At 38.8% G+C, this 23,257-nt stretch carries 22 protein-coding genes, 1 tRNA gene and 1 pseudogene; 12 read left to right on the forward strand and 12 right to left on the reverse strand.

Going from position 1 to position 23,257, the window contains the following annotated elements; translation table 11 throughout:
- Positions 1-73: 73 nt before the first annotated feature.
- From CRI9333_RS10460 to CRI9333_RS10470, 3 genes are all read right to left on the reverse strand, one after another.
- A complete protein-coding gene (locus CRI9333_RS10460) occupies positions 74-829 on the reverse strand; it encodes a thioesterase II family protein (protein WP_015203140.1) in 756 nt (251 codons plus the stop codon).
- Positions 830-895: 66 nt separating this feature from the next.
- Entirely contained in the window at positions 896-1,120 is a 225-nt protein-coding gene (locus tag CRI9333_RS10465; RefSeq protein ID WP_015203141.1) for an MbtH family protein, read from the reverse strand.
- A gap of 35 nt (positions 1,121-1,155) precedes the next feature.
- Positions 1,156-1,743: a hypothetical protein gene (locus tag CRI9333_RS10470; RefSeq protein WP_015203142.1), complete on the reverse strand. Its 588-nt coding sequence runs from the start codon at positions 1,741-1,743 to the stop codon at positions 1,156-1,158.
- 274 nt (positions 1,744-2,017) lie between these two features.
- On the opposite strand from CRI9333_RS10470, the gene smc reads away from it, so the two are divergent.
- The 4 genes and pseudogenes from smc (at position 2,018) to CRI9333_RS10490 (ending at position 8,344) form a co-directional block, all read left to right on the forward strand.
- The gene (gene smc / locus CRI9333_RS10475; protein ID WP_015203143.1) at positions 2,018-5,587 is read left to right on the forward strand and encodes a chromosome segregation protein SMC; all 3,570 of its coding nucleotides are present in this window, start codon (positions 2,018-2,020) and stop codon (positions 5,585-5,587) included.
- Between the two features lie 69 nt (positions 5,588-5,656).
- Complete coding sequence (locus CRI9333_RS10480) at positions 5,657-6,514, forward strand: NgoPII family restriction endonuclease (RefSeq protein ID WP_015203144.1); 858 nt, start codon at positions 5,657-5,659, stop codon at positions 6,512-6,514.
- Between the two features lie 14 nt (positions 6,515-6,528).
- Positions 6,529-7,579 (forward strand): annotated as a pseudogene (locus CRI9333_RS28345) (DNA cytosine methyltransferase).
- Between the two features lie 27 nt (positions 7,580-7,606).
- Positions 7,607-8,344, forward strand: a complete 738-nt coding sequence (locus CRI9333_RS10490; protein WP_015203145.1) for a DUF6745 domain-containing protein — start codon at positions 7,607-7,609, stop codon at positions 8,342-8,344.
- A 42-nt stretch (positions 8,345-8,386) separates the two neighbouring features.
- Here the strand turns inward: CRI9333_RS10490 and CRI9333_RS10495 are convergent, their stop codons facing one another.
- On the reverse strand, positions 8,387-9,280 hold the full coding sequence (locus CRI9333_RS10495; RefSeq protein WP_015203146.1) for a hypothetical protein: 894 nt from the start codon (positions 9,278-9,280) through the stop codon (positions 8,387-8,389).
- Between the two features lie 586 nt (positions 9,281-9,866).
- On the opposite strand from CRI9333_RS10495, the gene hppD reads away from it, so the two are divergent.
- The 3 genes from hppD to CRI9333_RS10510 all read left to right on the forward strand — a co-directional run bounded on the left by hppD (position 9,867) and on the right by CRI9333_RS10510 (position 13,445).
- On the forward strand, positions 9,867-11,048 hold the full coding sequence (gene hppD / locus CRI9333_RS10500; protein WP_015203147.1) for a 4-hydroxyphenylpyruvate dioxygenase: 1,182 nt from the start codon (positions 9,867-9,869) through the stop codon (positions 11,046-11,048).
- 173 nt (positions 11,049-11,221) lie between these two features.
- Positions 11,222-12,379: a homogentisate 1,2-dioxygenase gene (locus CRI9333_RS10505; protein ID WP_015203148.1), complete on the forward strand. Its 1,158-nt coding sequence runs from the start codon at positions 11,222-11,224 to the stop codon at positions 12,377-12,379.
- Positions 12,380-12,524: 145 nt separating this feature from the next.
- Positions 12,525-13,445, forward strand: a complete 921-nt coding sequence (locus tag CRI9333_RS10510) for a hypothetical protein (RefSeq protein ID WP_015203149.1) — start codon at positions 12,525-12,527, stop codon at positions 13,443-13,445.
- Positions 13,446-13,728: 283 nt separating this feature from the next.
- Here the strand turns inward: CRI9333_RS10510 and CRI9333_RS10520 are convergent, their stop codons facing one another.
- From CRI9333_RS10520 to CRI9333_RS10555, 8 genes are all read right to left on the reverse strand, one after another.
- Positions 13,729-14,139, reverse strand: a complete 411-nt coding sequence (locus CRI9333_RS10520; RefSeq protein ID WP_015203151.1) for a hypothetical protein — start codon at positions 14,137-14,139, stop codon at positions 13,729-13,731.
- Between the two features lie 21 nt (positions 14,140-14,160).
- Positions 14,161-14,499, reverse strand: a complete 339-nt coding sequence (locus CRI9333_RS10525; RefSeq protein ID WP_015203152.1) for a hypothetical protein — start codon at positions 14,497-14,499, stop codon at positions 14,161-14,163.
- A 407-nt stretch (positions 14,500-14,906) separates the two neighbouring features.
- A complete protein-coding gene (gene fghA, locus CRI9333_RS10530) occupies positions 14,907-15,755 on the reverse strand; it encodes an S-formylglutathione hydrolase (protein ID WP_015203154.1) in 849 nt (282 codons plus the stop codon).
- A 222-nt stretch (positions 15,756-15,977) separates the two neighbouring features.
- The gene (locus CRI9333_RS27360) at positions 15,978-16,817 is read right to left on the reverse strand and encodes a hypothetical protein (RefSeq protein ID WP_015203156.1); all 840 of its coding nucleotides are present in this window, start codon (positions 16,815-16,817) and stop codon (positions 15,978-15,980) included.
- Positions 16,818-17,005: 188 nt separating this feature from the next.
- Positions 17,006-17,284, reverse strand: a complete 279-nt coding sequence (locus CRI9333_RS10540; protein WP_051035369.1) for an ester cyclase — start codon at positions 17,282-17,284, stop codon at positions 17,006-17,008.
- Between the two features lie 109 nt (positions 17,285-17,393).
- A complete protein-coding gene (locus CRI9333_RS10545) occupies positions 17,394-18,026 on the reverse strand; it encodes a glutathione S-transferase family protein (protein ID WP_015203157.1) in 633 nt (210 codons plus the stop codon).
- A gap of 138 nt (positions 18,027-18,164) precedes the next feature.
- Positions 18,165-19,325 carry an ABC transporter permease gene (locus tag CRI9333_RS10550; protein WP_015203158.1) on the reverse strand — a complete coding sequence of 387 codons (1,161 nt, stop codon included), beginning with the start codon at positions 19,323-19,325 and terminating at the stop codon, positions 18,165-18,167.
- 4 nt (positions 19,326-19,329) lie between these two features.
- The gene (locus tag CRI9333_RS10555; RefSeq protein WP_015203159.1) at positions 19,330-20,205 is read right to left on the reverse strand and encodes an Npun_R2479 family HD domain-containing metalloprotein; all 876 of its coding nucleotides are present in this window, start codon (positions 20,203-20,205) and stop codon (positions 19,330-19,332) included.
- Between the two features lie 340 nt (positions 20,206-20,545).
- Here CRI9333_RS10555 and CRI9333_RS10560 point away from each other — a divergent pair.
- The 5 genes from CRI9333_RS10560 (at position 20,546) to CRI9333_RS10575 (ending at position 23,250) form a co-directional block, all read left to right on the forward strand.
- Positions 20,546-20,617, forward strand: a tRNA-Gly gene (locus tag CRI9333_RS10560).
- A 235-nt stretch (positions 20,618-20,852) separates the two neighbouring features.
- A complete protein-coding gene (locus CRI9333_RS10565) occupies positions 20,853-21,887 on the forward strand; it encodes a DDE-type integrase/transposase/recombinase (RefSeq protein WP_051035370.1) in 1,035 nt (344 codons plus the stop codon).
- 49 nt (positions 21,888-21,936) lie between these two features.
- Positions 21,937-22,332 carry a hypothetical protein gene (locus CRI9333_RS24880; protein ID WP_157462310.1) on the forward strand — a complete coding sequence of 132 codons (396 nt, stop codon included), beginning with the start codon at positions 21,937-21,939 and terminating at the stop codon, positions 22,330-22,332.
- Positions 22,332-22,724 (forward strand): hypothetical protein, encoded by a 393-nt coding sequence (locus CRI9333_RS10570; RefSeq protein ID WP_051035372.1) that lies wholly within the window; start codon positions 22,332-22,334, stop codon positions 22,722-22,724. The genes CRI9333_RS24880 and CRI9333_RS10570 overlap by 1 nt, the downstream gene beginning before the upstream one ends.
- A gap of 13 nt (positions 22,725-22,737) precedes the next feature.
- The gene (locus tag CRI9333_RS10575) at positions 22,738-23,250 is read left to right on the forward strand and encodes a hypothetical protein (RefSeq protein WP_015203160.1); all 513 of its coding nucleotides are present in this window, start codon (positions 22,738-22,740) and stop codon (positions 23,248-23,250) included.
- Positions 23,251-23,257: the final 7 nt, after the last annotated feature.

Genomic DNA, 23,257 nt, shown 5'->3' on the forward strand with positions numbered 1-23,257 from the left:
AAAAAATCAGTAAGTTGAGGCGTTGAAAATGCCTCAACTTTTTATTTGTGTGTAAGTCCTGATGTTGTCAGGACTAAGTTAGCACTTGGCTAATTAACTGTAGTAGAAGTAGTTGATCTGATTGAATAAAGAAATGATCACCAGGTAGTAGATGTAATGAAAAGGAATTATTTGTTTGGTTGCGCCAAGCTTCTAGTTCCGCTACGCTAGTTTCAGAATCTTGTAAGCCACCAAAAGCAGTTATAGGGCAAGAAAGTGGGGGGTCGTTAGTGTAATTATAGGTTTCACAAATGGCAAAATCTGCCCTAATAATAGGCAAAAATACTTCCATTAATTCAGTATTTTCTAGCACTTGCTTAGGCATACCATTGTATCGGCATAATCCTTGTATAAAAGCAGGTTCTGGGAGGGTATGAATAGGAGGATGGCGATCGCTCAGTTGGGGTGCGTGGCGACCTGCTATTAAGAGATGGACTGGAAGTAAACCATATTTTCTATTGATGAGGCGCGTCAGTTCAAAGCTAATAACCGCGCCCATACTATGACCGAAAAAAGCAAAAGGTTTATCTAGGTAGGGAAGTATTGAAGGTGCGATCGCTTCCACAAGTAAATCAAGACGAGTAAAAGGCGTTTCGATAAAACGAGATCCTCGCCCTGGAAGTTCAATCGGGCAAACTTCAATACTTTTTGGTAAATTATTAGCCCATGTGCGAAAAATTACACTACTGCCACCAGCGTAGGGAAAGCAAAATAAGCGTAGATTTGCTTGAGGATTTGGTTGAGGAAATGTTACCCAAGCACCAATAGTAGATTTGCTTGTATTTAACATTTAAATCAATATATTTTTAATTGTAAGATGGGCTAAAATTGTTTGTCCACATTGAGTTTTTAATGTTTATTCCTTTGGAGACATATCAGCCATTTTCTTTTGAAGGCTTAAAGGTCTCATATCAGTCCAAACTTCTTTGATGTAAGCTAAACATTCAGCTTTTAGACCAGTTTTGCCTGCGTCATGCCAGCCTAGCGCATTCTCTCGGTCAGCCTGCCAGATTGAATATTGACCCTCATCATTTACAACGACCTTGTAAATTGTAGTGTCTTCTGTGTTTTCTCTATCCATATTCCCTACCTTATACAAGTATTAATTAGCTGAAATCACGCAATACGATCGCCTCCCATCTGCTGTTGTTTCTGCCTAGCCGCGATCGCATTTTGTTCAATTTCTTGATTTACTTCCCTCTGCGCCAAGTGCATCACAGTCGCTAACGACATTCCCATTAATTTTAGTTCCCACTTTTCGCTCGTTATTCCCTCAGATAAACGCACATCTGCGGTTATTGCCAAACCGCGACTGAGAATATATGATCTGGCTTTTCTAGCTAATTGTTCATCGCCATAGCCAATATAAGTTACAAAACTAGAACCATCAGGAGAAATATTAGGAACAACTCTAGATGAAAGATTAACTACAATGCTGCCATAATTTGAAGGTTTAGCGCATTCTGCTTGAATTTTTTTCTTACTAACAAATCTAGGGCTTTTTCCTTGAATTTTTACCCAGAGGACATATTGCCATTCTTGAATTGTTTCAATCTCATAGACGCTGACATAGCGATTCAGGGCAATACTGAGGTGTTGGGCTACAGTGAAGCAGTTAAATAGACAGCGACTTTGGTTGGTGACAGGGATTCTGTGGCGATCGCTAAATATAAATTGAGTTTGAACCAATGTGGTATTATCCATACTGTAATTATTTGGGTTTCTAAGGCGATCATGGGGTCGCCTTCTTTCGTTTGCCCTAAATCTCCTATATTCGCACTTCTGCTACTTTAATAGCCCGTTACAGTTATACTATGGTCTGTGAGAAACTGAACATTTAAGTTAGCTTGTCATCAGTCAAGATTGTTTCACCAATGACTAATGACCAATATCTGTGACAATTACCACAACTAATGCTATTCTGTTTAAACTTCTGATACAGTTGTACCACTTCCCACAGCCTAGCTAATCAGCGCCTATGGTGCATATAAAGCGCGTCGAACTTTCCCACTTCAAATCCTTCGGCGGCACTACCCAGGTTCCCCTGCTACCAGGGTTTACAGTGGTTTCTGGACCTAATGGTTCAGGAAAATCAAATATCCTAGACGCTTTGCTGTTTTGCTTAGGACTCGCCAGTTCTAAAGGAATGCGGGCGGAACGTCTTCCCGATTTAGTTAACCACAACCAACCTCATCGCGGAACTGTCGAAGCTAGTGTCACGGTGACATTTGACTTGAGTGATGCACCGTCAGCTTTAGCAGAGGAGGGAAGCGGGGAAGATACAGAAACACCTAAATCTTTAGATTGGAGCGTTACCCGTAGACTGCGGGTTACTCAGCAAGGTAGTTATACCTCGAACTACTACATCAATGGTGAATCTTGCACCTTAACGGAACTTCACGAACAACTAAATAGACTGCGAGTTTATCCCGAAGGCTATAACGTAGTGCTGCAAGGGGATGTGACAAGCATTATCTCGATGAACCCCAAGGAACGTCGAGAAATTATTGACGAGTTAGCTGGGGTAGCAGCATTTGACCGCAAAATTGTTCAAGCAAAGGAAACTTTAGAATCTGTTAAGGAACGAGAAGATAGTTGTCGCATTGTTGAGAGAGAATTAATTTTACAACGCGATCGCTTATCTCAAGACCGCCTCAAGGCAGAAAAATACCAAAAACTCCGCGCAGAACTGCAAGAAAAACAACAGTGGGAAGCGGTGCTAAAATGGCGATCGCTCCAGCAAAAAGAATGGGAACTGAAAGAACAAATAGCCGCCGGAGATCAAACTAATAATCAACTTACAGAACAATTATCTCAAATCACAGCAGAAATTCAGCAAACAACGGCTGAACTAGATCAACTCAATACCCATGTCAAAGCATTAGGTGAAGAAGAACTAATTGCTGTACAGTCAAAACTGGCAAATCAACAAGCAGAACAACGCCAACTGCAAAGACAACAACAAGAGTTAAATCTATCCTTAGAAAATACTAGAGCAACGCTTAAACAAACGCAAAGTGATAGTCAGCAACAGCAGCAAAGATTAGAACAACTTAGTCAAGAACAACAGCATCACCAAACGCAAATTGCTGTTTTAGAAGAACAAAGAAACGCTGCTCAACAAATAGTAGAACAAAGTAGAGAAGCGGCGAGTGCGATCGCCTCCGCCTCTGAAGCTTGGGTACAGCAACAAACCGCCCTCAGTCGTCAAATTGAAACCATCCTCAAAACCATCGATCCTCAACGTACAGAACAAGCACAACTAAAAGAACGTTATAGCCAATTAGCAGATAAAATAGCAGAGCAAAATCACCTTTTACAAACTACTGAACCACAACTGATTGCTAAACAAACTGATACCATAGAATTAGAAAAACAATTAGCAAATTGTTCTGATGAAGTTCATGTCATCGCTCAATCTTTAGCAGCAGCAGAACAAGAACTGCAAATTCAACAAGATACTCAAAAACGCCTGCTTTCTGAACAAAGAGAAAAACAACGCCAACTAGATAAATTAGAAGCGCAAGCGCAAGCACAACAAGAAGCGCAAGGCACATTTGCTACTAAAATATTATTACAGGCAGGATTATATGGAATTTGTGGATTAGTTGCTCAATTAGGTAGAGTTGAACCACGCTATCAACTAGCTTTAGAAACTTCCGCAGGTGCGCGTTTAGGTAATTTAGTTGTAGAAGATGATGGCGTAGCAGCAGCAGCAATTGAAATATTGAAACAAAGAAAAGCTGGACGCGCAACATTTTTACCTTTAAATAAAATTCAAGCGCCAAGATTTTCAGAAACAGCAGCTTTACGTTATGCCAATGGATTTATTAATTACGCTGTTAATTTAGTTGAATGCGAACCTCGTTACCGTAATATTTTTGCTTATGTTTTTGGCAGTACAGTTGTATTTGAAAATCTGAATACTGCCCGCGTTCATTTAGGTCAATATCGTATTGTTACCTTAGATGGTGAAATTTTAGAAGCTAGTGGCGCGATGACTGGCGGTAGTATTAATCAAAAATCTAGCTTACATTTTGGTACAGGTGACGCTGGCGAATCAATTGAAACTATTACTTTAAAAGTGCGACTAGAAGAAATTGAAAAAATATTAGAACGTTGTGCAGATAAAATATTTAACCTTTCTAGTAAAACAAAACATCTATCTCAAGAATTCAATGAAGCCAAACAACAACGACGGGAAACTCAATTAATTTTTGAACAGTCGCAAAAAGAAATTAAGACTTTAATTGCACAACAAGAACAACTGCGATCGCAATTATCTAAAAATACTCAAGACTTAAATAATGCTCAACAACGGTTACAAGTTTTAGAGGTAGAATTGCCTGCAAAGGAAACAGACTTACAAGCTTTACGGCAAACTTTAGCAGAGTTAGAAGCATCTCAAACTCATAGCGAATGGCAACAAATTCAAACCCGCATTAAAGGTGAGGAAGCAGAGTTACAAACGCGAGAAACAGCTTTACGTGCTGCACAGCAAAAATTACAAGATTTAAAAAATCAACAACAACGTTTAACAGAAAAAATTGAAGAAGGAAATCAGCGCCTTGGAGAATTTGAAACGCAACAAAATCAACAACAGCATCAATTATCAATTATCAACGAACAATTATCAATTATCAGTGATGAAATTGCTGGAAGTCAGGCATCATTTGCAGAATTAGAAGAGAAATTAGGGGAAGAAAAACAAATGCGCGATCGCACTGAACAACAATTGCGATCGCGTCATCTTACCCAACAACAACTAGAATGGCAACTGCAAAAACTCCAAGAAACCCAACAAACCCGCCGTACAGAACTAGCAACAGTAGAACAACAACGCACTGAACAACAAGCAGAATTACCCGATCCTCTGCCCACAGTACCAGATAACGAAGAAACGCGAAACTTAGCGGATTTACAAGCACAAATGCGATCGCTTGCTAAACGTCTGCAAGCAATGGAACCAGTGAATATGCTGGCGTTAGAAGAATACGAACGTACCCAAACCCGTCTCTCTGAACTAACAGAAAAATTAACAACCTTAGAAGCTGAACGTACCGAACTACTATTAAGAATTGAAAACTTTACTACCTTAAGGCTACACGCTTTTAAAGAAGCATTCGATGCAGTTAATGAAAACTTTCAAACAATTTTTGCCACACTTTCTGATGGTGATGGCTACCTGCAATTAGACGATTCCGAAGATCCATTTAATGGTGGCTTAAACTTAGTTGCACACCCCAAAGGCAAACCAGTACAGCGACTTGCTTCCATGTCAGGGGGTGAAAAATCTCTTACAGCACTAAGTTTTATCTTTGCGCTACAACGCTATCGTCCCTCACCATTTTACGCCTTTGATGAAGTCGATATGTTTCTCGATGGGGCAAACGTAGAACGACTATCTAGAATGATCAAACAGCAAGCACAACAAGCACAATTTATTGTTGTCAGTCTCAGACGACCGATGATTGAATCAGCAGAGCGTACTATCGGCGTTACCCAGGCGCGAGGAGCCTATACCCAAGTTTTGGGGATTAAACTGTAGTATCACCCTTGTTATTTAAGGTTTAATTATTAGATTAACCTACTTACCATACTTTAAATTTATTTAAATATGACTAACATTTTACAAGCAATAAACACAATTATTAACAATCCTATCCCTGATTTAGTTAGTTACTATCAAAGTAAAAGTCAAAATAAAATCAATGCTATTGGTGAAGCATTAGAAGAATTTATTAAAGATGTATTTGCAGATACTATATCTGAAACAGATACAATAAAAAAATCAAAAAAATATGAGCAAGTCTTCTCTCACCAAGGAAGTCAAAATAATCCTCCAGACTTAATGATAAAAAATGGAGATGCTATAGAAGTAAAAAAAATTAACAAAATCGGCTCTGGTATAGCATTAAATAGTTCATACCCAACTGCAAAGTTATATCAAGATAGTCCAATGATCACAGCCGATTGTCGGAACTGCGAAACTTGGACTGAAAAAGATATTATCTATGCAATTGGATGTACACCTGAACAAAAACTTAGATTATTATGGTTTGTTTATGGCGATTGTTATGCTGCAAGTAAAGAAACATATAAACGGATTAGTCAACAAATAGCAATTGGAGTTAATCAAATACCAAATGTTGTATTTAGTAAAACTAAAGAACTAGGCAAGGTTAATCAGGTAGATCCATTAAAAATTACCGACTTAAGAATTAGAGGAATGTGGTCAATAAAAAATCCTCTAAAAGTATATAAGTATATTAATTTGGATTATGATAATTCTTCGCAGTTTCAGCTAAATGTTGTAATGCGCCAGACCAAATATTTATCTTTCCCTGAAAAGGAACGAATCAAGCTAGAAAGCTTATCAAAACCTGGTTTTAGTATTGCCGATAATAAAATTAAGTGTCCTGATAATCCTTGCCAACTTATTCCTGTTAAAATTATTAGTTATAAACTTATATAAAGTCTGAAGTAGGAATGAAAATAATCTCTTTATTTTCAGGTTGTGGTGGCTTAGATTTAGGTTTTCGTCAAGCTGGATTCGACATTTGTTGGGCTAATGAAAATGATTCATCAATTTGGGATACTTATAAATTTAATCATCCTGAAACTCACTTAGATCAGCGAGATATCAGAAATATTACCTCATCGGAAATCCCAGATTGCATTGGCATAATTGGAGGGCCACCTTGCCAAAGTTGGAGCGAGGCGGGTGCTGGTCGTGGTATTAATGATATTAGAGGGCAACTTTTCCATGATTACATTAGAATAGTAAACGAAAAAAACCCTTATTTTTTTTAGCAGAAAATGTTAGTGGAATTTTAGCAAATAAACATACACAAGCACTAACAAATATATTACATCAATTTAGAGAGGCAGGTTATCAAGTAGCTTATAAACTCCTCAATGCTAACAATTTCGATGTTCCTCAAGACCGCAAAAGAGTAATTATTATTGGCTACCATGAAAAGTTAGGTGGGATTTTTAAATTTCCAGAAAGTAACGAAAAAAACCTAATTTAAAAGATGCTATTTATGATTTGCACTCAATACCACCAATCAAATTGACCAGTGAATTAAAAGAGTGTCATCCATTAATTCCTAATCACGAATATATAGATATGGGATTTTCTAGTATTTATATGTCAAGAAATAGAGTCAGGGATTGGTTGCAACCATCTTTTACTATTCAAGCAGGTGGAAGACACGCGCCTATTCATCCACAAGCAAATAAAATGATTTTTGTAGAAAGAGATAAATATATCTTTGATTTAAAATCGCCTCATCCATATCGCAGGTTATCGGTACGTGAATGTGCTAGAGTTCAAACTTTCCCAGATAGGTTTATTTTTAAATATAAAAAAATAGCTGATGGATATAAAATGGTAGGCAATGCTGTCCCTGTTAATTTTGCTAGAGTATTAGCTGAAAAAATTAAGGCAGATATTCAAGAGTATCAGCAGTTAGGATTTTGTAGTCAAATTCGTAATATAGATTTAGGTAAAGAATTGACTTTACTAAATTTATAGTGTTACCTTGAGAATCAATGTGAATAAATGAGCATTGAAAAGCTTACTGCTGAACAAGAAGCTCTTATTCCACTATATCAACAGAAGTGGAGAGCGATCGCAATCTCAACTGAGCCGATTAATCATCAAACAGCCACAGAAGCGATAAAACTTACCTACGCCGTGATTGGTTTATCTGAGCCTGAGATTATTTTTTGTAATAATCCTTACGCAGCTATAAACATCATTATTCCCAGTCACATGGGGAACCCAATGAGTAAGCAACTGCACTCAAAAATTAAGATTCAACCAGTTATGCAACTGCAAAGTCAACTGGATAGATGGCTGTGCTGGGAACTCGATAAACAGTTAACTACACCACTGCGTTCGCAACTGCATAGAGAAAAATTTGAACTAGGTAGGCAACTGGGCTGGCAACTCGAAAAACAACTGCCTAAACAACTAAGAGTCAAAGTTGATAACTGTATTCAACTAGAACACTGGGTTTGTACTGGCAGTTTGTTGGATTTTGGCATTTCCGTCTTAAATTGCAATTACGACCAAAAAAAATGGGAAGTATTTCAGTTGCTAGTCAAGTCTTGCGGTTGGATTTACCCATTTAAAAAGGTTTGTATCGTATGCGAACGCCCTATTAGATTCTCTTATTATAATTCTAAGCGCCGCCCTCGCGGTGATGGAAAAATTGCAATTCAGTTTGCCGATGGTTTTAGTCTTGTGTATGCCAATCAAGGCGTAAAATTAATTGAAAAATATATCCTCGACTAAAAATGACTGCTAATATACAACAAAAATCAATAAATACTGCTATCAGTATCCATCCTGCCTCCCAATATGTGTAATATCTGCTATTGGTTCCTGAAATGAGCATGAACCAAAGGAACGGAAGAACTGCCGACTTTTTTCTATGTCTAAAATGCTTAGTTGCTGCTGTTGCCAAGTAATACTATCTGGTTGAATTTGAAAAAAATTTATTGATATTTCTTGAAGTAAGCTTAGTGCTTGTTGTTGGGTAATTTTTTGCGTGTAAATAAATCCTGCTAAGAGGATAACGTTTAAAAAGCCGTGCATTGTTGCTAGTTGGCTATCTGCTTCGTATGTTAGGCGATATTTTCCTGGTAATAGATGATGCAAACCTGCTGTTGCTTTGAAGGGAAGTTGAGCGTCTGCAAATGCAAAGATATATTTACTAAGTTGATTAGTGCTAGGGAAGGCTTCAGGGGTTATGCCTCCGGTTCTGATTTTAGCCGCAATGGGGGAATTTTTTAAAATTGTGAGATATGCTGGCAAGTCGGCATTAAAGGGAATTTCGCAAAAAGCTTCCACTGAGTTAGGGAGATGAGGAAGAATTTTTTCTATTTCTGTAGGTGGTAGGGGGGGAAATTCTAGAGACGCGATCGCAATTCTACCCCGCTCTTGCAGCAATTTAACTTGCTCTAGTTCTAATTGCCAATCTTGAGAAAGAATTATGCTTAAAGACCAACGTTGCGCTTTTTCGTCTGTTAAGGCTAATTTTGCTAATATTTCCTCAAATTCAAGCACCCGTGATGCTGGTAGTATAAAGCGACCTAGCATCCAATTATAGCGATCGCTCATGTGTTTTGCGTAATTGGCGATCGCTTCCGCCATCGTCAGTTTAGCTGGTGGGAACAATCCCGCATAATCTACTACTGAATCTAGCAGCACTTTTAACGATGCCAACATCAGGTATCTTACCTCCCTGTACAGTTATTAGCGATCACGTTGCACTATCTAATTACTTGTCGTTACCTAATAAAAAAATCTATAATTATATTATGAACTAATTATCAATGGCTAAGTTTAAAATTTGTCATTTAGAAGACAATTTTATCTGCTTGGTTAGCAGTATCTTAGAGTCGTCTTTAATCCGGCTATTGTTTTTATTATAGCCAGATTAATTGCTATCCCAATCAAGGCTTTAACTGCCAAAAACAAAGTTTTTGCGTTAGCATAATTGGTTGTTTAAATTTAGCTGGTTATTTAGTAATGCCTGTAATTACCCTCCTTTTTTAGTATGAGTTTACGAACCCTGCTGATAATTTATGCTCTAGATTTATAAATTTTCCTAAGTTTTTTATTAACTTATTTTAAACTCACTAAGTTAAGCTATTTAGTAAATTAATTAAACCTATCTTTAGGGGGATGCTTAAAAAAACATATATCTTTCTCAAGATGGTCTTTGATAATTAACAAAAAGATGTAATACATAGTTATAGGCATTCATTTCAATAGTTAATTATTCTTTAAATGTATATAAAGTAAGGAAAAAATGACTGTATCTCCACTTAAACAACCCACTCATCATAATTTTTCCAACAGTTTCACAGCTAAAGAAGCTGTTGAAAGTAAGCAGTTAAGGAGTGATTTATTCCCAATACACCGCTTTGATCATCTAGAGTTTTATGTGGGTAATGCCAAACAAGCAGCTATTTTTTATGAAAAGTGTTTTGGGTTCACCAATACTGCTTATCGAGGTTTAGAAACAGGTAGTCGAGAAATCGCCTCTTATGTAATGGAGCAAGGGGATATCCGGTTTGTTTTAAGTACAGCCATGAATCCAGAGCATCCGATAGCTCAAAGTGTACAGAAACATGGGGATGCGATCGCAGTTATTGCCCTAGAAGTACCCGATGCTGTTGCTGCTTACCAAGAGTCAACCAAACGAGGTGCGGTTAGTGCTATTTCTCCCACCGACGCAGAAGACGAATCAGGTATACTGCGTTACTCAGCAATTCATGTCTACGGTGATGTTTTAATTAAATTTGTTGAGCGTCATAACTACTCTGGCGTATTTGTTCCAGGGTTCCAACGTCGCTATAAAGTAATTGCCAACAACAATAAAATAGGATTAAAGCACATCGATCACATTGTCGGCAATGTAGAAATGGGGGCAATGGATAAATGGGTGCGCTTCTTTGAAGAAACAATGGGTTTTAATGTCTTAGCGCACTTTGACCAAAAAGCTATTTCTACAGAGTATTCCGCCTTAGCATCTAAAGTAATGAAAAATGGCACAGGTAGAATTAAACTACCAATTAATGAGCCAGCAAATGGTAAATGTAAATCCCAGATAACAGAATATCTGGAATATAATCATGCCCCTGGCGTACAACACATTGCTTTAGCAACTGACAACATTATAGAAACAGTTACTAAACTGAGGGCAGCAGGTGTTGAATTTTTGAACGTCCCGCCAAGTTATTACCAAGCATTAGAAACACGGATAGGGAAAATCAATGAGCCAATTGATAAGTTAGCAGAATTAGGCATTTTAGTTGATCGAGATGAAGAAGGGTATTTACTGCAAATATTTACCCAAACAGTACAAGACAGACCAACAGTATTTTTTGAAATTATCGAACGGCATGGCGCACAAGGCTTTGGCGAAGGTAACTTCAAAGCTTTATTTGTAGCCTTAGAACAAGAACAAGCACGGCGAGGCAATTTATAAAGGCAATAGGGAACAGCTATTAAGAGCCTATCCAAAAAATAAATAATCACATCATAACATCTGCTATAGGCTGCGGTTAAATGCTCTCTTAACGACTTTTAGGATAAGCTCTAAACACTCTCTCTTCCTTGGCGCTCTTTGCGTCTTGGCGGTTAATTAAATAGGGGGAAAGCATGAGTTACTACTACAAATTGGGCAATATTCCACACAAACGACACACCCAATTTAGACAAGCCAACGGTTCTTTGTATCACGAAGAACTAATGGGAATTCATGGCTTTTCAGGTATTCAATCCCTGCTTTATCATTTGCATCCCCCTACTCAAATTGAAAAAATATTATTTGAGAAAAAGATAGAAATTGCCTATGTAGAACAAGGTGGTTTACGCCCTCATCATATACCTACAGCTAGTGTAGTTGAAGGAGGGGATGCGATCGCATCACGTCTCCCCCTCATGGGTAACTCTGATGTCTGTATCTATATTGCGCGACCTACCGAAGCAATGCAATATTGGTATCGTTTTGCTCAAGGCGATGAAATCATTTTCATTCACGACGGTACGGGTATATTAGAAAGCCAGTATGGAATTATCCGTTATCAACCAGGAGATTATTTAGTAATTCCGACAGGAGTAGTATGGCGCATTCTTCCCGATCCAAACGTAGCGCAAAGAATGCTAGTAATTGAATCCTACGGACATATAGAACCCCCACAACGCTACATCAATCGTTACGGTCAATTTCTAGAGCATTCTCCCTATAACGAGCGAGATATTCGCCCACCAGAAGAATTAATTACCTACGATCAAACAGGCGAATTTGAGGTGCGCGTTAAAGCAAGAAATCACATTACCAGTTTCTTATATCGCCACCATCCATTAGACGTTGTAGGGTGGGATGGTCATCTTTGGCCCTTTGCCTTTAACATAGCAGACTTTGAACCGATTACAGGTAGAATTCATCAACCCCCACCCGTACATCAAACTTTTAATGCTCCAGGGTTTGTTATTTGTTCTTTTGTCCCACGATTATTAGATTATCATCCTGCGGGAATCCCTTCACCATATAACCATTCCAACGTTGATTCGGATGAAATGATTTATTACGTTGAAGGCAATTTTATCTCGCGTAAAGGGATAGAGCGATCGTCAATCACAGTTCATCCTAGCGGTATTCCTCATGGCCCACACCCAGGAATGTATGAGGGGTCACTTGGTAAGGAAAAAACTGATGAATTGGCTGTAATGGTTGATACTTTTCATCCGTTGAAGTTGACGCAAAATGCTGTGTCTTTGGAAGACAAAGATTATGTATATAGTTGGCTGGCTTAGTTGCAATTAATTTAATTAAATCGCAGATGTAAGCAGATAAACGCAGATGACGCAGATGATTTAGAAAATTTACTTTTGTTGTGTAAAAGGTTGTTTTAGTTATTAACTTTTTACCCCTCACTTTATTTAATATCGGAGCAGTGTTATGTCTCAAGTTATATCAGTAACTCCCCATGTCTCTATTTCTGATCGCATTACAAAACGTTTGCAGCAAGGCGAATTAACTCAACAGCAAGTAGCAGAATTTCAAGATTTTCTGGGTGAAGTTGAAAATAAATTCTTTCAGCACCCAGTTATTACTAAGAATATTTATACCCGTTGGTTTAGTCAAGGTACTGCTACTGATGAAGAATTACGGCACTTTATTAAGCAGTTTTCGGTATTCTCTAATCAGTTTTTATTAGCTGCCTTAGCCAAAACTATTAATGCCTCTACCTTACAACAATCACGTGCTAGTAGGGAAATATTGTTAAATGAATTAGGGGTAATTTATCGCAAAGTTGGACAAAAAATAGGTAGTAATGCTGCACAAACAGAGGATGAAAAAGATTTAGAAGGCGATCCAGAATTAGTAAGTATTGAAGGTACTGTAGATGGTGGAATTTGTCGTTTTAAAGCGGCTCATTTTGAATGGTTGATTGGAGTTGCGGAAGGTTTGGGACTAAGTTATGCAGATATTGGTAAGCGCAAACATGGTAGTGCAACTACATTACACTTCTGCGATGAGTTGATTCGCCTTTATGGTAGCGACGATCCATTAATTGCCGAAGGTGCTAGTTTTGCAGTTGAAAATTGGGCTGCGGCTGGTTTTTGGCAAGAGTTAGAAGAAGGGTTGCTAAGAATAAAACAATCAAGACATCCGCAACTAAGGTTAGCTTTCTTTACTTGGCATAATCGCGTTGAGGGACAACACGCGGGACATACTTTAGAAGAATTAGAAGAGGTTTATTTCCATGCAGACTTTGACCGCGATAAGTTTATGCAAGGAGGGGAGGAAATATTAGATGCGATCGCAGTTTTCTGGAATGGGCTAAATGGCGATCGCCTTAACCATATAAACATTTGAAGGCGGAATGGCAAAAGGATGACTCCTTTATCAGTTCTCTCATTTCATGGATATTGGAGGAAAACTTCAGTTCACGTTTTTGTTATTCAACCTGCGCTAACTTAAAGTCCTCGAATATCTCTTCGTGGTGTTTTTCACGGAGATACTGCTTGAGTCGCTTTTGATTTTTTTGCCTTTCCTCACTAAAAAGGCTTTTGATTGCCTCGATTACATCGTTGAAAATCATGAGGCAGAATTAAAATGCTTTATCTCTTGCCTTGACTTCTTAGCCTGCACCACTTTTTTATAAGTTTTGGAGGTAGTCAACCAGTGAAAGCCCTATTGAGAGTGCTAAAAAAACACCTAACACTTCAAGGATTAATGATCTGTTAAATACTAACTCACCAGCCACTTCTTCATTTTCTAAAGTTTTATCCTCTGGAGGAACTGAATCAATAGTATTGGTCTTTGGTGTATGGTTTGGAGATTGATTATAAGTAGTAGTTAATAAGTTTAACTCCCCCTGCTCCCCTTGTACCCCCTGTTCCTCCGGTTCGTCTACACCAAATGGTTTTGACCACCACCTCTTGCTTGCATTATTTGCTTTGGAAAGAGACGTAGCTCGGTAATTTCTGACAACTATTACTGAAACGGTAGACACAGTAAGTAATGTTAGACTATTAACAATGTAGGTGAAAATTTGTTGTTTCAGCATCTTATTGTACTACCTTTTTACCTAGCAGTTCATATCAGATTTATTGCAGGCATAATCTTTAACAGCCTTTCCAATTTTATAACCTACCCGCTTACCGCTTTTATAGCCGTCTTCAATAAAAGTTGAATTGTCTGCCTCAAATTTGGTAAGACCAAAATTACCTGCTGAACTAGGCTCAAGTGCCTCTATATCTTTTAATAAAGATTTATCTGAGAAAAGGGTTTTTGGATCAAAATTTACTTCAGATCTTTGATTCGGATGCTCAACTACTGGCTTTGCTTGCACTCCTTCAGCACCCAGAAAGGTTGATGAGCATATCAGCAGGATAGATAAAATTAATACTATAAACTGGCTTACCATAAACCTATGCTCACTGTTCATCAAGTTATGCGAATAAACCGCTGAAAAAACCTATAAGGCTACCAAGTAAGAATGCAGCCAACCAGATTGTTAATAACCCGATAAACGCCAATGCTACAGATTTAATGAATCCACCCATAAATTACTCCTTGTTATATTGAAAAATATATCTATATAGTTTCCCATACAGGCTGATAACTTGTCTACAAGTTTCCCACAGATAACAATGCCTCTGAAAGTGCATAAGCATTAATCGGGTAGGACATCAAATAGGAGAGGTTGCCTTTGTAGCGTGTTAGAATCATTGCCCTAGAATTTCCTACCTGATGACTACACACCTCTATATCTTCTCATTATCCAATGAGGCAGCCTTTGATGATATGGTGGTTCGCGATATGCGATCGCACTCATCCTTTAGTCAAAGCCGCCGCATGATGAGCAAAATGATCGCCCATAAATGATGCAATAAAGTAATAACTGTGATCGTAACCAGCTTGCTTACGCAAACTAATAGGATAATTTACTTCTGCACAAGCTTGAGCAAAAACATCAGGTTGCAATTGTTCGCCGAGAAATTGATCTGCATCCCCTTGATCAATCAAAATTGGTAATCGCTCTTGAGCAGATTTTACTAAATGAATCGGATCGTAAGCTAACCAGTCAGATTGATTGTCACCTAAATAATTCTGAAACGCTTTTTGTCCCCAAGGAACTTGGCAAGGATTAACAATTGGCGCAAAGGCGGAGACACTTTTAAACATACCTGGATTTTTCAGTGCGATCGCTATTGCACCATATCCACCCATAGAATGCCCAAAAATTCCCTGAACTCCTGGCACTACAGAAAAGTTTGCAGAGATAACTTCAGGTAATTCTGAAACTACATAATCATACATTCTATAATGCTTTGCCCAAGGCATCTGTGTTGCATTGAGATAAAATCCTGCACCAGTTCCTAAATCCCAACTATCGTCTTCACCAGGAATATTACAACCGCGTGGACTGGTATCAGGCGCAACCACAATTAAACCGTACTCAGCAGCGAATTGTTGCGAACCTGCCTTATTGATGAAATTTTGTTCTGTGCAGGTTAATCCACTTAACCAATACAGAGTTGGACAAGGTTGCTTTTCTGCTTGAGGCGGCAGATATACGCCGAAGTTCATCTCACAGTTAAGTACGGCGGAGTAATGACGATAAACAAATTGCCAACCACCAAAACTCCGGTTACGGCTCACTAATGTCAGGTTGGTCATGCGATCGCTGTTTGCTGAATTACTATTTCAGTGTGCAACTCTTCAATCAAAGTTGCAAATCGAAAAGCTTTAAGGGTGCGATCGCAAGTTTGCTGCTTGCAATTTCTGCCCAGCATTGTAGCTCTGCCAGTGGTTTGGCTGTTGGAAAAATGTCAGTTATCGAAACAGGCTCTTTCCAATTGGCTGCCCGTAAGACAGCCATGATCTATTATTCTGTTACCTTTAAAAACAAATATCCATAGGATTTGGAATAGCAATTTGAAGTTTATGCTTGAATTGGTTAACAGATTGATGAAGATTGAATGCAGATTTTTCGGTAGCCTTAATAATCCCTGTCATCAACTCCTCTTGTTTTGGAACTTCAATCATTAAAGCATAATTTGTGACGTTATTCAAACAAGTATATCCTTGCATCTGGATCGGAAATTTTGGTGGAAATTCAGGCAAAAATTTTAAAGTCTGCCAATACCATGTAGGTAATTCATTAGGAAAGTAGTTTATAGCCCAGAGTTCTTCTTTTATCCATTGGCTTTGAGATACATCATTTATTTCAGATGTGCGTTTAACATTGGGTAATAAAATGCTATATTCAGGAAAAAATAGTGTCTTTACTTCTGTTTGCGGGTAGTGACGAATCCAACCGCAAAACTTACCGTTAATATTATTTTGAATAATTCTTATCCAAATTTCAAAGATATCTGTTTTTGACAGATATATATATCCACGCAGCTTATATCTCAGTAACTGGTGTTTTTCGGAACCTAGTTTGAGGTTTGGTATATCAATCAGCTTTTGCAAATCCTCACCCAAGAGATCCATGATTGCGTAAATTTTGTCAAGCTGAGAATGAGCCTCTGACCAATCACCGCCATAATAAAAGTCTTGCTGCCAAAAATTGAGTATACTGACAAATTTATTCATTTTTTGATCTAGACGTTTGATCAAAGTGTAAATTGCAAAAATCTGCTTAAGCAACTCATATTCAACTAGCTCATTTGGAGAAATAAACTCTTCTACGTTAGAAATAATAAATAATATAAATTCTACAAATATATTAAACATATACTCAAAAATATCAATAAACTAGATGTCAAATTTTATACTTTATTGCTATACATAACTCTCAGTCATATTCTGATCGCAACTCGTCCTCTATTTGTGCTTTATCCTTCTTCATAAGCTTCTTGTTCAGATCGTGTCACTTCTCTAGCATTAATCACAAATTAATTCTAAGTGCAGCAATTAGAAAACTATGAAATAGGCAAACCAATCTGCGTAAACCAAGTGTACTTATCAATATAGCCACGCTGGAAACGGATTTTGCTATCAACGATGTGGAAGAAGCCACAGCCTTGCAAAGTGAAGCTTTTTCCTGTAGGTGCATAACCGCCAAGCTCACCCAAAAATGTACCACCCCCACTCCACTCAATCATCGCCCACTCACCTTCCTCAAACAAATTTTCTGGATTGGTGTAGTTGTCGGGAAAGGCTTTGAAGAAGGCAATAAAGCTCTCTAGCAGCGATCGCATTTCTTACTCGCTCAAAAATGTGTTGGCGTTGGCGCATTCATGCCCGCAGGGCTATAGCCTTCCCGAAGGGTATAGCCTGCCGAAGGCTTCGCACATAACTTAATGGAAGTTAAGCACAAACTTTGTTCACGCTGGGAAGCTGACTAACCTCATTCCACCAACTCTTGATTTTAGGAGTGTCAGCAATAATTGCCTCAAACTCTGGTGTATTCGAGAGGTAGAAGAAAATTGGAATTAAATAAAAATCTGCAATAGTCAATTCGCTACCTAGCAGATATGGACTACCAACAGTCAGCGACTCAATCGCTTCTAATGCTGTTTTTGCAGGTGCGACAGCATTTTTCACGGCATCCTCATCTGTTTTGCCACCCTGAGTTGGCACAATTAAACGCTGAATTACAATTGTCCTAATTGCAGGTGCATAGAAATAACTATCAATAACCGCCATAATCTGCCGCATCCGAGCTTTAGATAACGGATTCGACGGGCTAAACTTATCATTGGCTACAACACTATCAAGATACTCGGTAATTGCAGCCGTTTCATAAATAAATTCCCCATCTGCTTCTAGAGTTGGGACTTTACCAAAGGGATTTTTAGCTAGGTATTCGGCTGAATTATTTTCACCATTGAGAATACCAACGTCTTTGAGGTTATAGTCTGTACCTGCTTCCTCAAGCAACAACCGCACAGTACGAACATAAGTACTGATAGGAGTGCCGTGAACAGTAATATTTGTCATTATCTGTCAATTTCCAATACTATTGGGCAACAGTGACAAGAATACTAGGTTCGTAATGCGATCGCCTCAGCTAGTAGGGAGAAAACATACGTCTACCTATCAGCACAAAAACTGCCATATTTAATTAATGCCCATCAGTTAACGCTGCAAATTCCGAGGGTCTAACGCATCCCGCAAACCATCACCCAGAATATTAAAAGCCAAAGTTGTCAGAATAATTAACAACGCAGGTGGCCAAATTAACCAAGGTTGTAACACAATAATTGAAGCATTCGTTGCCAAAGACAGCATATTTCCCCAAGATGGATCGGGTTGCTGAATACCCAACCCAATCAAACTCAAAACGGCTTCTGCTCCAATAAAACCAGGAACCGCAAGAGTTGCTGAAATAATCACATAACTAGCAGTTTGGGGGAGAACGTGGCGAATAATAATATAAAGCCGTTTAGCACCCATCGCCCTTGCAGCTTGGACAAATTCTCGCTCTTTAATTGATAAAACCTGTCCTCTAATTACCCGCGCTAAACCTGCCCAGCTAATCAAAGAAGTAATTAATACAATCAACATAAACCGCTCGGCGCTTGTAAGTCCAGGGGGTAACACCGCAGCCAAAGCAACTAGCAAATAGATACTGGGAATCGTCATCAATACTTCTACGACGCGCATTAATACAGCATCTATCCAGCCACCAAAATAGCCAGAAATACCCCCAATTAACATCCCTAACGGGAAAGAAATGGCAATACCAACTAAACCAATGCTCAGGCTAATTCTGCCACCATAAGCTAGGCGACTAAATTGATCGCGGGCTTGTTCATCGGTTCCTAAAAGGTTAAATTTAGCTGCGCCAGTAGTACCGAATAAATGCCAGTTACAGGGGATACCTGGAAATATTTGTGCTTCCTCCCATTTAAATTGGGATGTCGGCTGAGATGTTGTGGAATTAACTTTTTGCCATTGAGGTACTGGCAGTTTAAGTTGGAATAAATTATAAGTAGTACCTTGAACAAATAAGCGCAGGGGAGAAGGTTGTTGCTTATCAACAATTAATTGGCGATCGCCTGTTTCTAAAATTGTTGGACCTTGCGTGGTAGGATAAACGTGAGGGCCAATAAACCTTCCCTCTGGAGTTTGCCAATAAATCTTAGTCGGTGGTAGCAAAGAACCGTCTGCTTGAGAAATATATGGATCATAAGGTGCTACAAAATCAGCCGCAAACACGCACACATAAAACACTAACAGCAGTGCCGCGCCAATACGAGCCAAGTTATTTTTTTTAAGTTTCTGCCACCAATTCATAATATTAAACGCCAACCTGTCCCATAAGTTTCATCCGTTCTTCCTCAATAGTTTCGTGTTCTACCACAAAGACATTCGAGTAAAGATTAGCAATTATTTGTTTACCTTGTTGCGTTAGCGCCAAGTAATTCAGCGCATTCTTCAGATATGGATGTACTCCATTCCAATAAAATTTAGGATAGTTACGCCGCAAATCTCCAGGGTGGCGATAGCCTAAAGCTTTATTTACCCCTGTTTCTTCAAACTCATAGAATAGCGCACTAATTTTTTTAAGATAACGCAGATCGCTTAATTGACCAATCAAGTCAGATGCTCTAACTAAACCAGGATAATTAATTGTATCTTGATGATCCTCGGCTTTGGGTACTGGGAAGCGGGTTAACTCTATATTGTGCTTGATTAGTTCAGCATCAATTAGTTTATGACCACCAAAACGCTCTTCAATAAATTCTTTTGCTCTGTCTACATGATAAGGAGTCAAACTAGCATCGGAAGCTCCAGCAGGTAGAGAAACCATTTCTCCATCTTTACCAGTAGAATACAGTCTTTCGTTTTCTCTATCTTGGCGACATACACCTTTAACGTAGCCAATATCGTGACATACCAGAGAAATAATAAAGTGCAGCCAGTCTTCGCAGGATACTCCCCCTTCACGGATATGTCTACCGCGCAAAACTTCTTGTCCTACTAAGGTTACTAAGATGGAGTGTTCGACGTTGTGGTATAAAGCATCACTGTTAGCAATGTTTTCCATCGCCATACTACCCGCCCAAGCAATTATGTCCTCATAGTCGTGCTTGTATCCGCCGTAGGTGCGGCTATAACCTTCCCGAAGCTTCTCAACAAAGGCATCAATTAGAATTTCGGTCGCATTAAACATTTTTGGGTTGGTCGTATTGGGTATGATTTTATAGATGCTGCTAATTTTGGGATGCAACAAAAATTAATTAAAATTGCTGTGAGTCATCACGTGGCGTTGTGTTTGTTATCACAATTTTTAAGTAAAAGTCTATAAGTCCCTGCAAATGGATATTGTAGCTTTATTGGTGTGCTAATAATTGTAGTTATAGAAACTATATTCAGATCAATATTCTGAGAAATCATGTACTTATCAGGATATGGTGATAAGTAGGGATAGAGGTTGAATGTGCGGATCATCACTATCCGATTTTAGGTGTTTTCTGATAGAATTTAGATCTTAGTTGCTTTATTAGCAAAATGCGGGTGTAGTTCAGTGGTAGAACGTCACCTTCCCAAGGTGAATGTCGTGGGTTCGAGTCCCATCTCCCGCTTTATGTCGTGTTGTTGTCCATTAAAGACTTATTTGCGGTGTTTAAAGACTTAGTGCTCACCTGAAGATAGAAGCTAAGTTCTAGATTTCTCATAGTTTTGAGCCATCGTGAATATTTGTATAATAATCGTGTCAGTTTAAAGAGCTATTTGCCAAATCTCAAAAACTGTTCGACAATATTTTAAATAGATAAATGATATTTCTGTAAAAAGCCTGTTTGAATATAAATAAAACTTATGAATGAACCGCCGACTCTAGAACAATTAGAGGAAGATCTGTCAGCCAAGAAAAATTTCTCGATTTTGGAAGAACTCATTGAGGATGCAGAGGAAAGATATAAGATTCTGCTGAAATACAAAGCAGTAGAAGAAATCATTAATGCGCCTGAAGCAAAGAAGAAAGAACTAATTCAACTTTGGGCTGACAAGCTTTCTAAAAGTATTTGGACAATTCAACGGATGCTCAAAAGAGTTGAATTGGAAGGAATAGCGGCTCTAGCTCGAACCAAAAGAACCGATGCGGGCAAACTGATGGGGTTCCATAGCTGGAAGAAAAATAGCAACGAACAATGGCGGAGTCGAGAAGAAGCCGTAGGATATTGGAAAGCCTTTATCGAAGAGAAATATCGCAAAGGCAATACAGCAAGCCGACGCATGAGTGCCAATCAGGTATTCAACCGTGTCAAAGATCATGCTGAATTAGATTTAGGACTTAAGCAAGGTGAATATCCCTCCCATGTTTTTGTTTATAAAATTTTAGAACCAATCATTTTAGATAAACAGCTAAAAGTGCGCCGCCCGAATCAGGGACCTGGTATCGTCATCCAATGTTTTAGTAAATTCACGAAGAAAGATAAAGTTAAAGAAGAAATACTCGTCAAACGTAGTAACCAAGTTTGGCAGATTGACCACACACGTTTAGACAACTTACTGATAGATGCTAATGGAGAGAGAATCGGCTCTGTCTATATTACATCGGTTATAGATACATATTCAGGCTGTGCGCTAGGTTACCATTTGGGGTTCGATGCAGCTGGTTCACACGAAGTAGCTTTAGCCCTACGTCATGCCATCCTACCTAAGTATTATGGGGCGGAATATCAACTTCAAGAAAAATGGATTCCGTGCGGTCTTCCTGACTACATTGTCACTGATAATGCTGAGGAGTTCCATTCTCGCCACCTTAAACGAATTGCCACCCAATTAAGGCATCAAATTACGTTATCGAGCTTATACCGAGCAAGGTGGAGCCATAGAGCGATTATTCCTTAACTTAAAGACGGAATTCGCTGCTTTGCTACCTGGATATAAGGGAGGACGCTTGCCAGAACGCCCTCATGATGCTGAGAAATATGCCTGTGTCTGTTATGAAGAATATGACCGATTGCTAGTACGGTATTTCGTAGACCATCACAATCAATATAATTATCCCAGGAGGAAAGATCAAACCCGTCTAACGGTGTGGTTGAATGGCTTACATGGACAACCAAAAGTTCCCGATGAGCGAGAGTTAGATATTTGTCTACTTAAGGAGACAGAACCTCGAAAAGTTCAAGCTTACGGAACGATCAACTGCTTCGCTACAGTATATGGTGCAGGATGGCGAAAAGATGAATATCGTTTGATGCGCTACGATCAATCAGCTAATTTCCTACTCCCCTATCAGGGTCGTCATGTGGTTCTCAGGTACTCTCTTTTACGGCATTTAATGAACTGATGCGGATTTTCGAGAAACTAAAGATAGCGATAGTTTTAGTAGGGATGCCCTATCTTGATGAAATGCTAACACCGACATCAGGCAAAAAAGCGAGATTCCTGAACATCCACAATACATTTTTAAGAGGCTATACTTACGATTCCCTTTCTCTGCAGGATACTAAGTCAGTCATAGAAATCTGGGAAAATATAGGGTTGAAATGGCTGCAACCGTTAAATCTAAAGGCTAATGAGGAAATTGTAAAAATTATTTATAAAAATTCTAATGGGCAGATGAGACCTCTGTATGAAAACCTTCGTGATATTGCAGTTTGGAGGATAAAGCACCCCCTAGCTCAAATCAATCCTCAGAATATTGCTAAAGCGTTAGGGAATCAATACGAACCAATATGATGATGGAGGAGTGATGGATGAAAACACAGTAAGCTATTCACCTCGTTATCTTGCTCCTTATGATGATGAGAGCATCAGTCATTATTTGGGTCGTTGGATGCGTCAGCCAACAGTTAGCATCTCCAATCCTTTGAGTTTAAGCCAGAAAATAGGATTAGGAACAACCTTATGGAGGTGGCAACGCTTTTACTTCAATCCGCCACCAACAGACGAGGAGTTGGAGAAGATTGGCACACTAATGGAATTGGAGGTAGAACGGTTACAACTGATGTTTCCGCCAGAAGGGGAAACGATTAATTCTGAGCCGATTCGACTGTGTGCTGCCTGTTATGCTCAAATTCCCTATCATCGGATGCAATGGCAGTTTCAATCAACGGCGGGGTGTGAACATCATCGCTTCAGGTTATTGTCTCGATGTCGTAGCTGTGGGGAACAGTTTCCGATTCCATCCCAATGGGGCAAAGGGAAGTGTAAGCAGTGTGGGATGCTTTTTAAGTCAATGGTGAAATGGCAAAAGGGTTATTGATGTTAAG

Origin of the sequence: Crinalium epipsammum PCC 9333, from assembly GCF_000317495.1 — a bacterium.
Lineage (GTDB): Bacteria > Cyanobacteriota > Cyanobacteriia > Cyanobacteriales > PCC-9333 > Crinalium > Crinalium epipsammum.

What these genes read in the sequence shown, in the direction of transcription:
- CRI9333_RS10460 (WP_015203140.1), bottom strand. Translation starts at nt 829, where the DNA reads ATGTTAAATACAAGCAAATCTACTATTGGTGCTTGGGTAACATTTCCT.
- CRI9333_RS10465 (WP_015203141.1), bottom strand. Translation starts at nt 1,120, where the DNA reads ATGGATAGAGAAAACACAGAAGACACTACAATTTACAAGGTCGTTGTA.
- CRI9333_RS10470 (WP_015203142.1), bottom strand. Translation starts at nt 1,743, where the DNA reads ATGGATAATACCACATTGGTTCAAACTCAATTTATATTTAGCGATCGC.
- smc (WP_015203143.1), top strand. Translation starts at nt 2,018, where the DNA reads ATGGTGCATATAAAGCGCGTCGAACTTTCCCACTTCAAATCCTTCGGC.
- CRI9333_RS10480 (WP_015203144.1), top strand. Translation starts at nt 5,657, where the DNA reads ATGACTAACATTTTACAAGCAATAAACACAATTATTAACAATCCTATC.
- CRI9333_RS10490 (WP_015203145.1), top strand. Translation starts at nt 7,607, where the DNA reads ATGAGCATTGAAAAGCTTACTGCTGAACAAGAAGCTCTTATTCCACTA.
- CRI9333_RS10495 (WP_015203146.1), bottom strand. Translation starts at nt 9,280, where the DNA reads ATGTTGGCATCGTTAAAAGTGCTGCTAGATTCAGTAGTAGATTATGCG.
- hppD (WP_015203147.1), top strand. Translation starts at nt 9,867, where the DNA reads ATGACTGTATCTCCACTTAAACAACCCACTCATCATAATTTTTCCAAC.
- CRI9333_RS10505 (WP_015203148.1), top strand. Translation starts at nt 11,222, where the DNA reads ATGAGTTACTACTACAAATTGGGCAATATTCCACACAAACGACACACC.
- CRI9333_RS10510 (WP_015203149.1), top strand. Translation starts at nt 12,525, where the DNA reads ATGTCTCAAGTTATATCAGTAACTCCCCATGTCTCTATTTCTGATCGC.
- CRI9333_RS10520 (WP_015203151.1), bottom strand. Translation starts at nt 14,139, where the DNA reads ATGCTGAAACAACAAATTTTCACCTACATTGTTAATAGTCTAACATTA.
- CRI9333_RS10525 (WP_015203152.1), bottom strand. Translation starts at nt 14,499, where the DNA reads ATGGTAAGCCAGTTTATAGTATTAATTTTATCTATCCTGCTGATATGC.
- fghA (WP_015203154.1), bottom strand. Translation starts at nt 15,755, where the DNA reads ATGACCAACCTGACATTAGTGAGCCGTAACCGGAGTTTTGGTGGTTGG.
- CRI9333_RS27360 (WP_015203156.1), bottom strand. Translation starts at nt 16,817, where the DNA reads ATGTTTAATATATTTGTAGAATTTATATTATTTATTATTTCTAACGTA.
- CRI9333_RS10540 (WP_051035369.1), bottom strand. Translation starts at nt 17,284, where the DNA reads ATGCGATCGCTGCTAGAGAGCTTTATTGCCTTCTTCAAAGCCTTTCCC.
- CRI9333_RS10545 (WP_015203157.1), bottom strand. Translation starts at nt 18,026, where the DNA reads ATGACAAATATTACTGTTCACGGCACTCCTATCAGTACTTATGTTCGT.
- CRI9333_RS10550 (WP_015203158.1), bottom strand. Translation starts at nt 19,325, where the DNA reads ATGAATTGGTGGCAGAAACTTAAAAAAAATAACTTGGCTCGTATTGGC.
- CRI9333_RS10555 (WP_015203159.1), bottom strand. Translation starts at nt 20,205, where the DNA reads ATGTTTAATGCGACCGAAATTCTAATTGATGCCTTTGTTGAGAAGCTT.
- CRI9333_RS10565 (WP_051035370.1), top strand. Translation starts at nt 20,853, where the DNA reads ATGAATGAACCGCCGACTCTAGAACAATTAGAGGAAGATCTGTCAGCC.
- CRI9333_RS10570 (WP_051035372.1), top strand. Translation starts at nt 22,332, where the DNA reads ATGCGGATTTTCGAGAAACTAAAGATAGCGATAGTTTTAGTAGGGATG.
- CRI9333_RS10575 (WP_015203160.1), top strand. Translation starts at nt 22,738, where the DNA reads ATGGATGAAAACACAGTAAGCTATTCACCTCGTTATCTTGCTCCTTAT.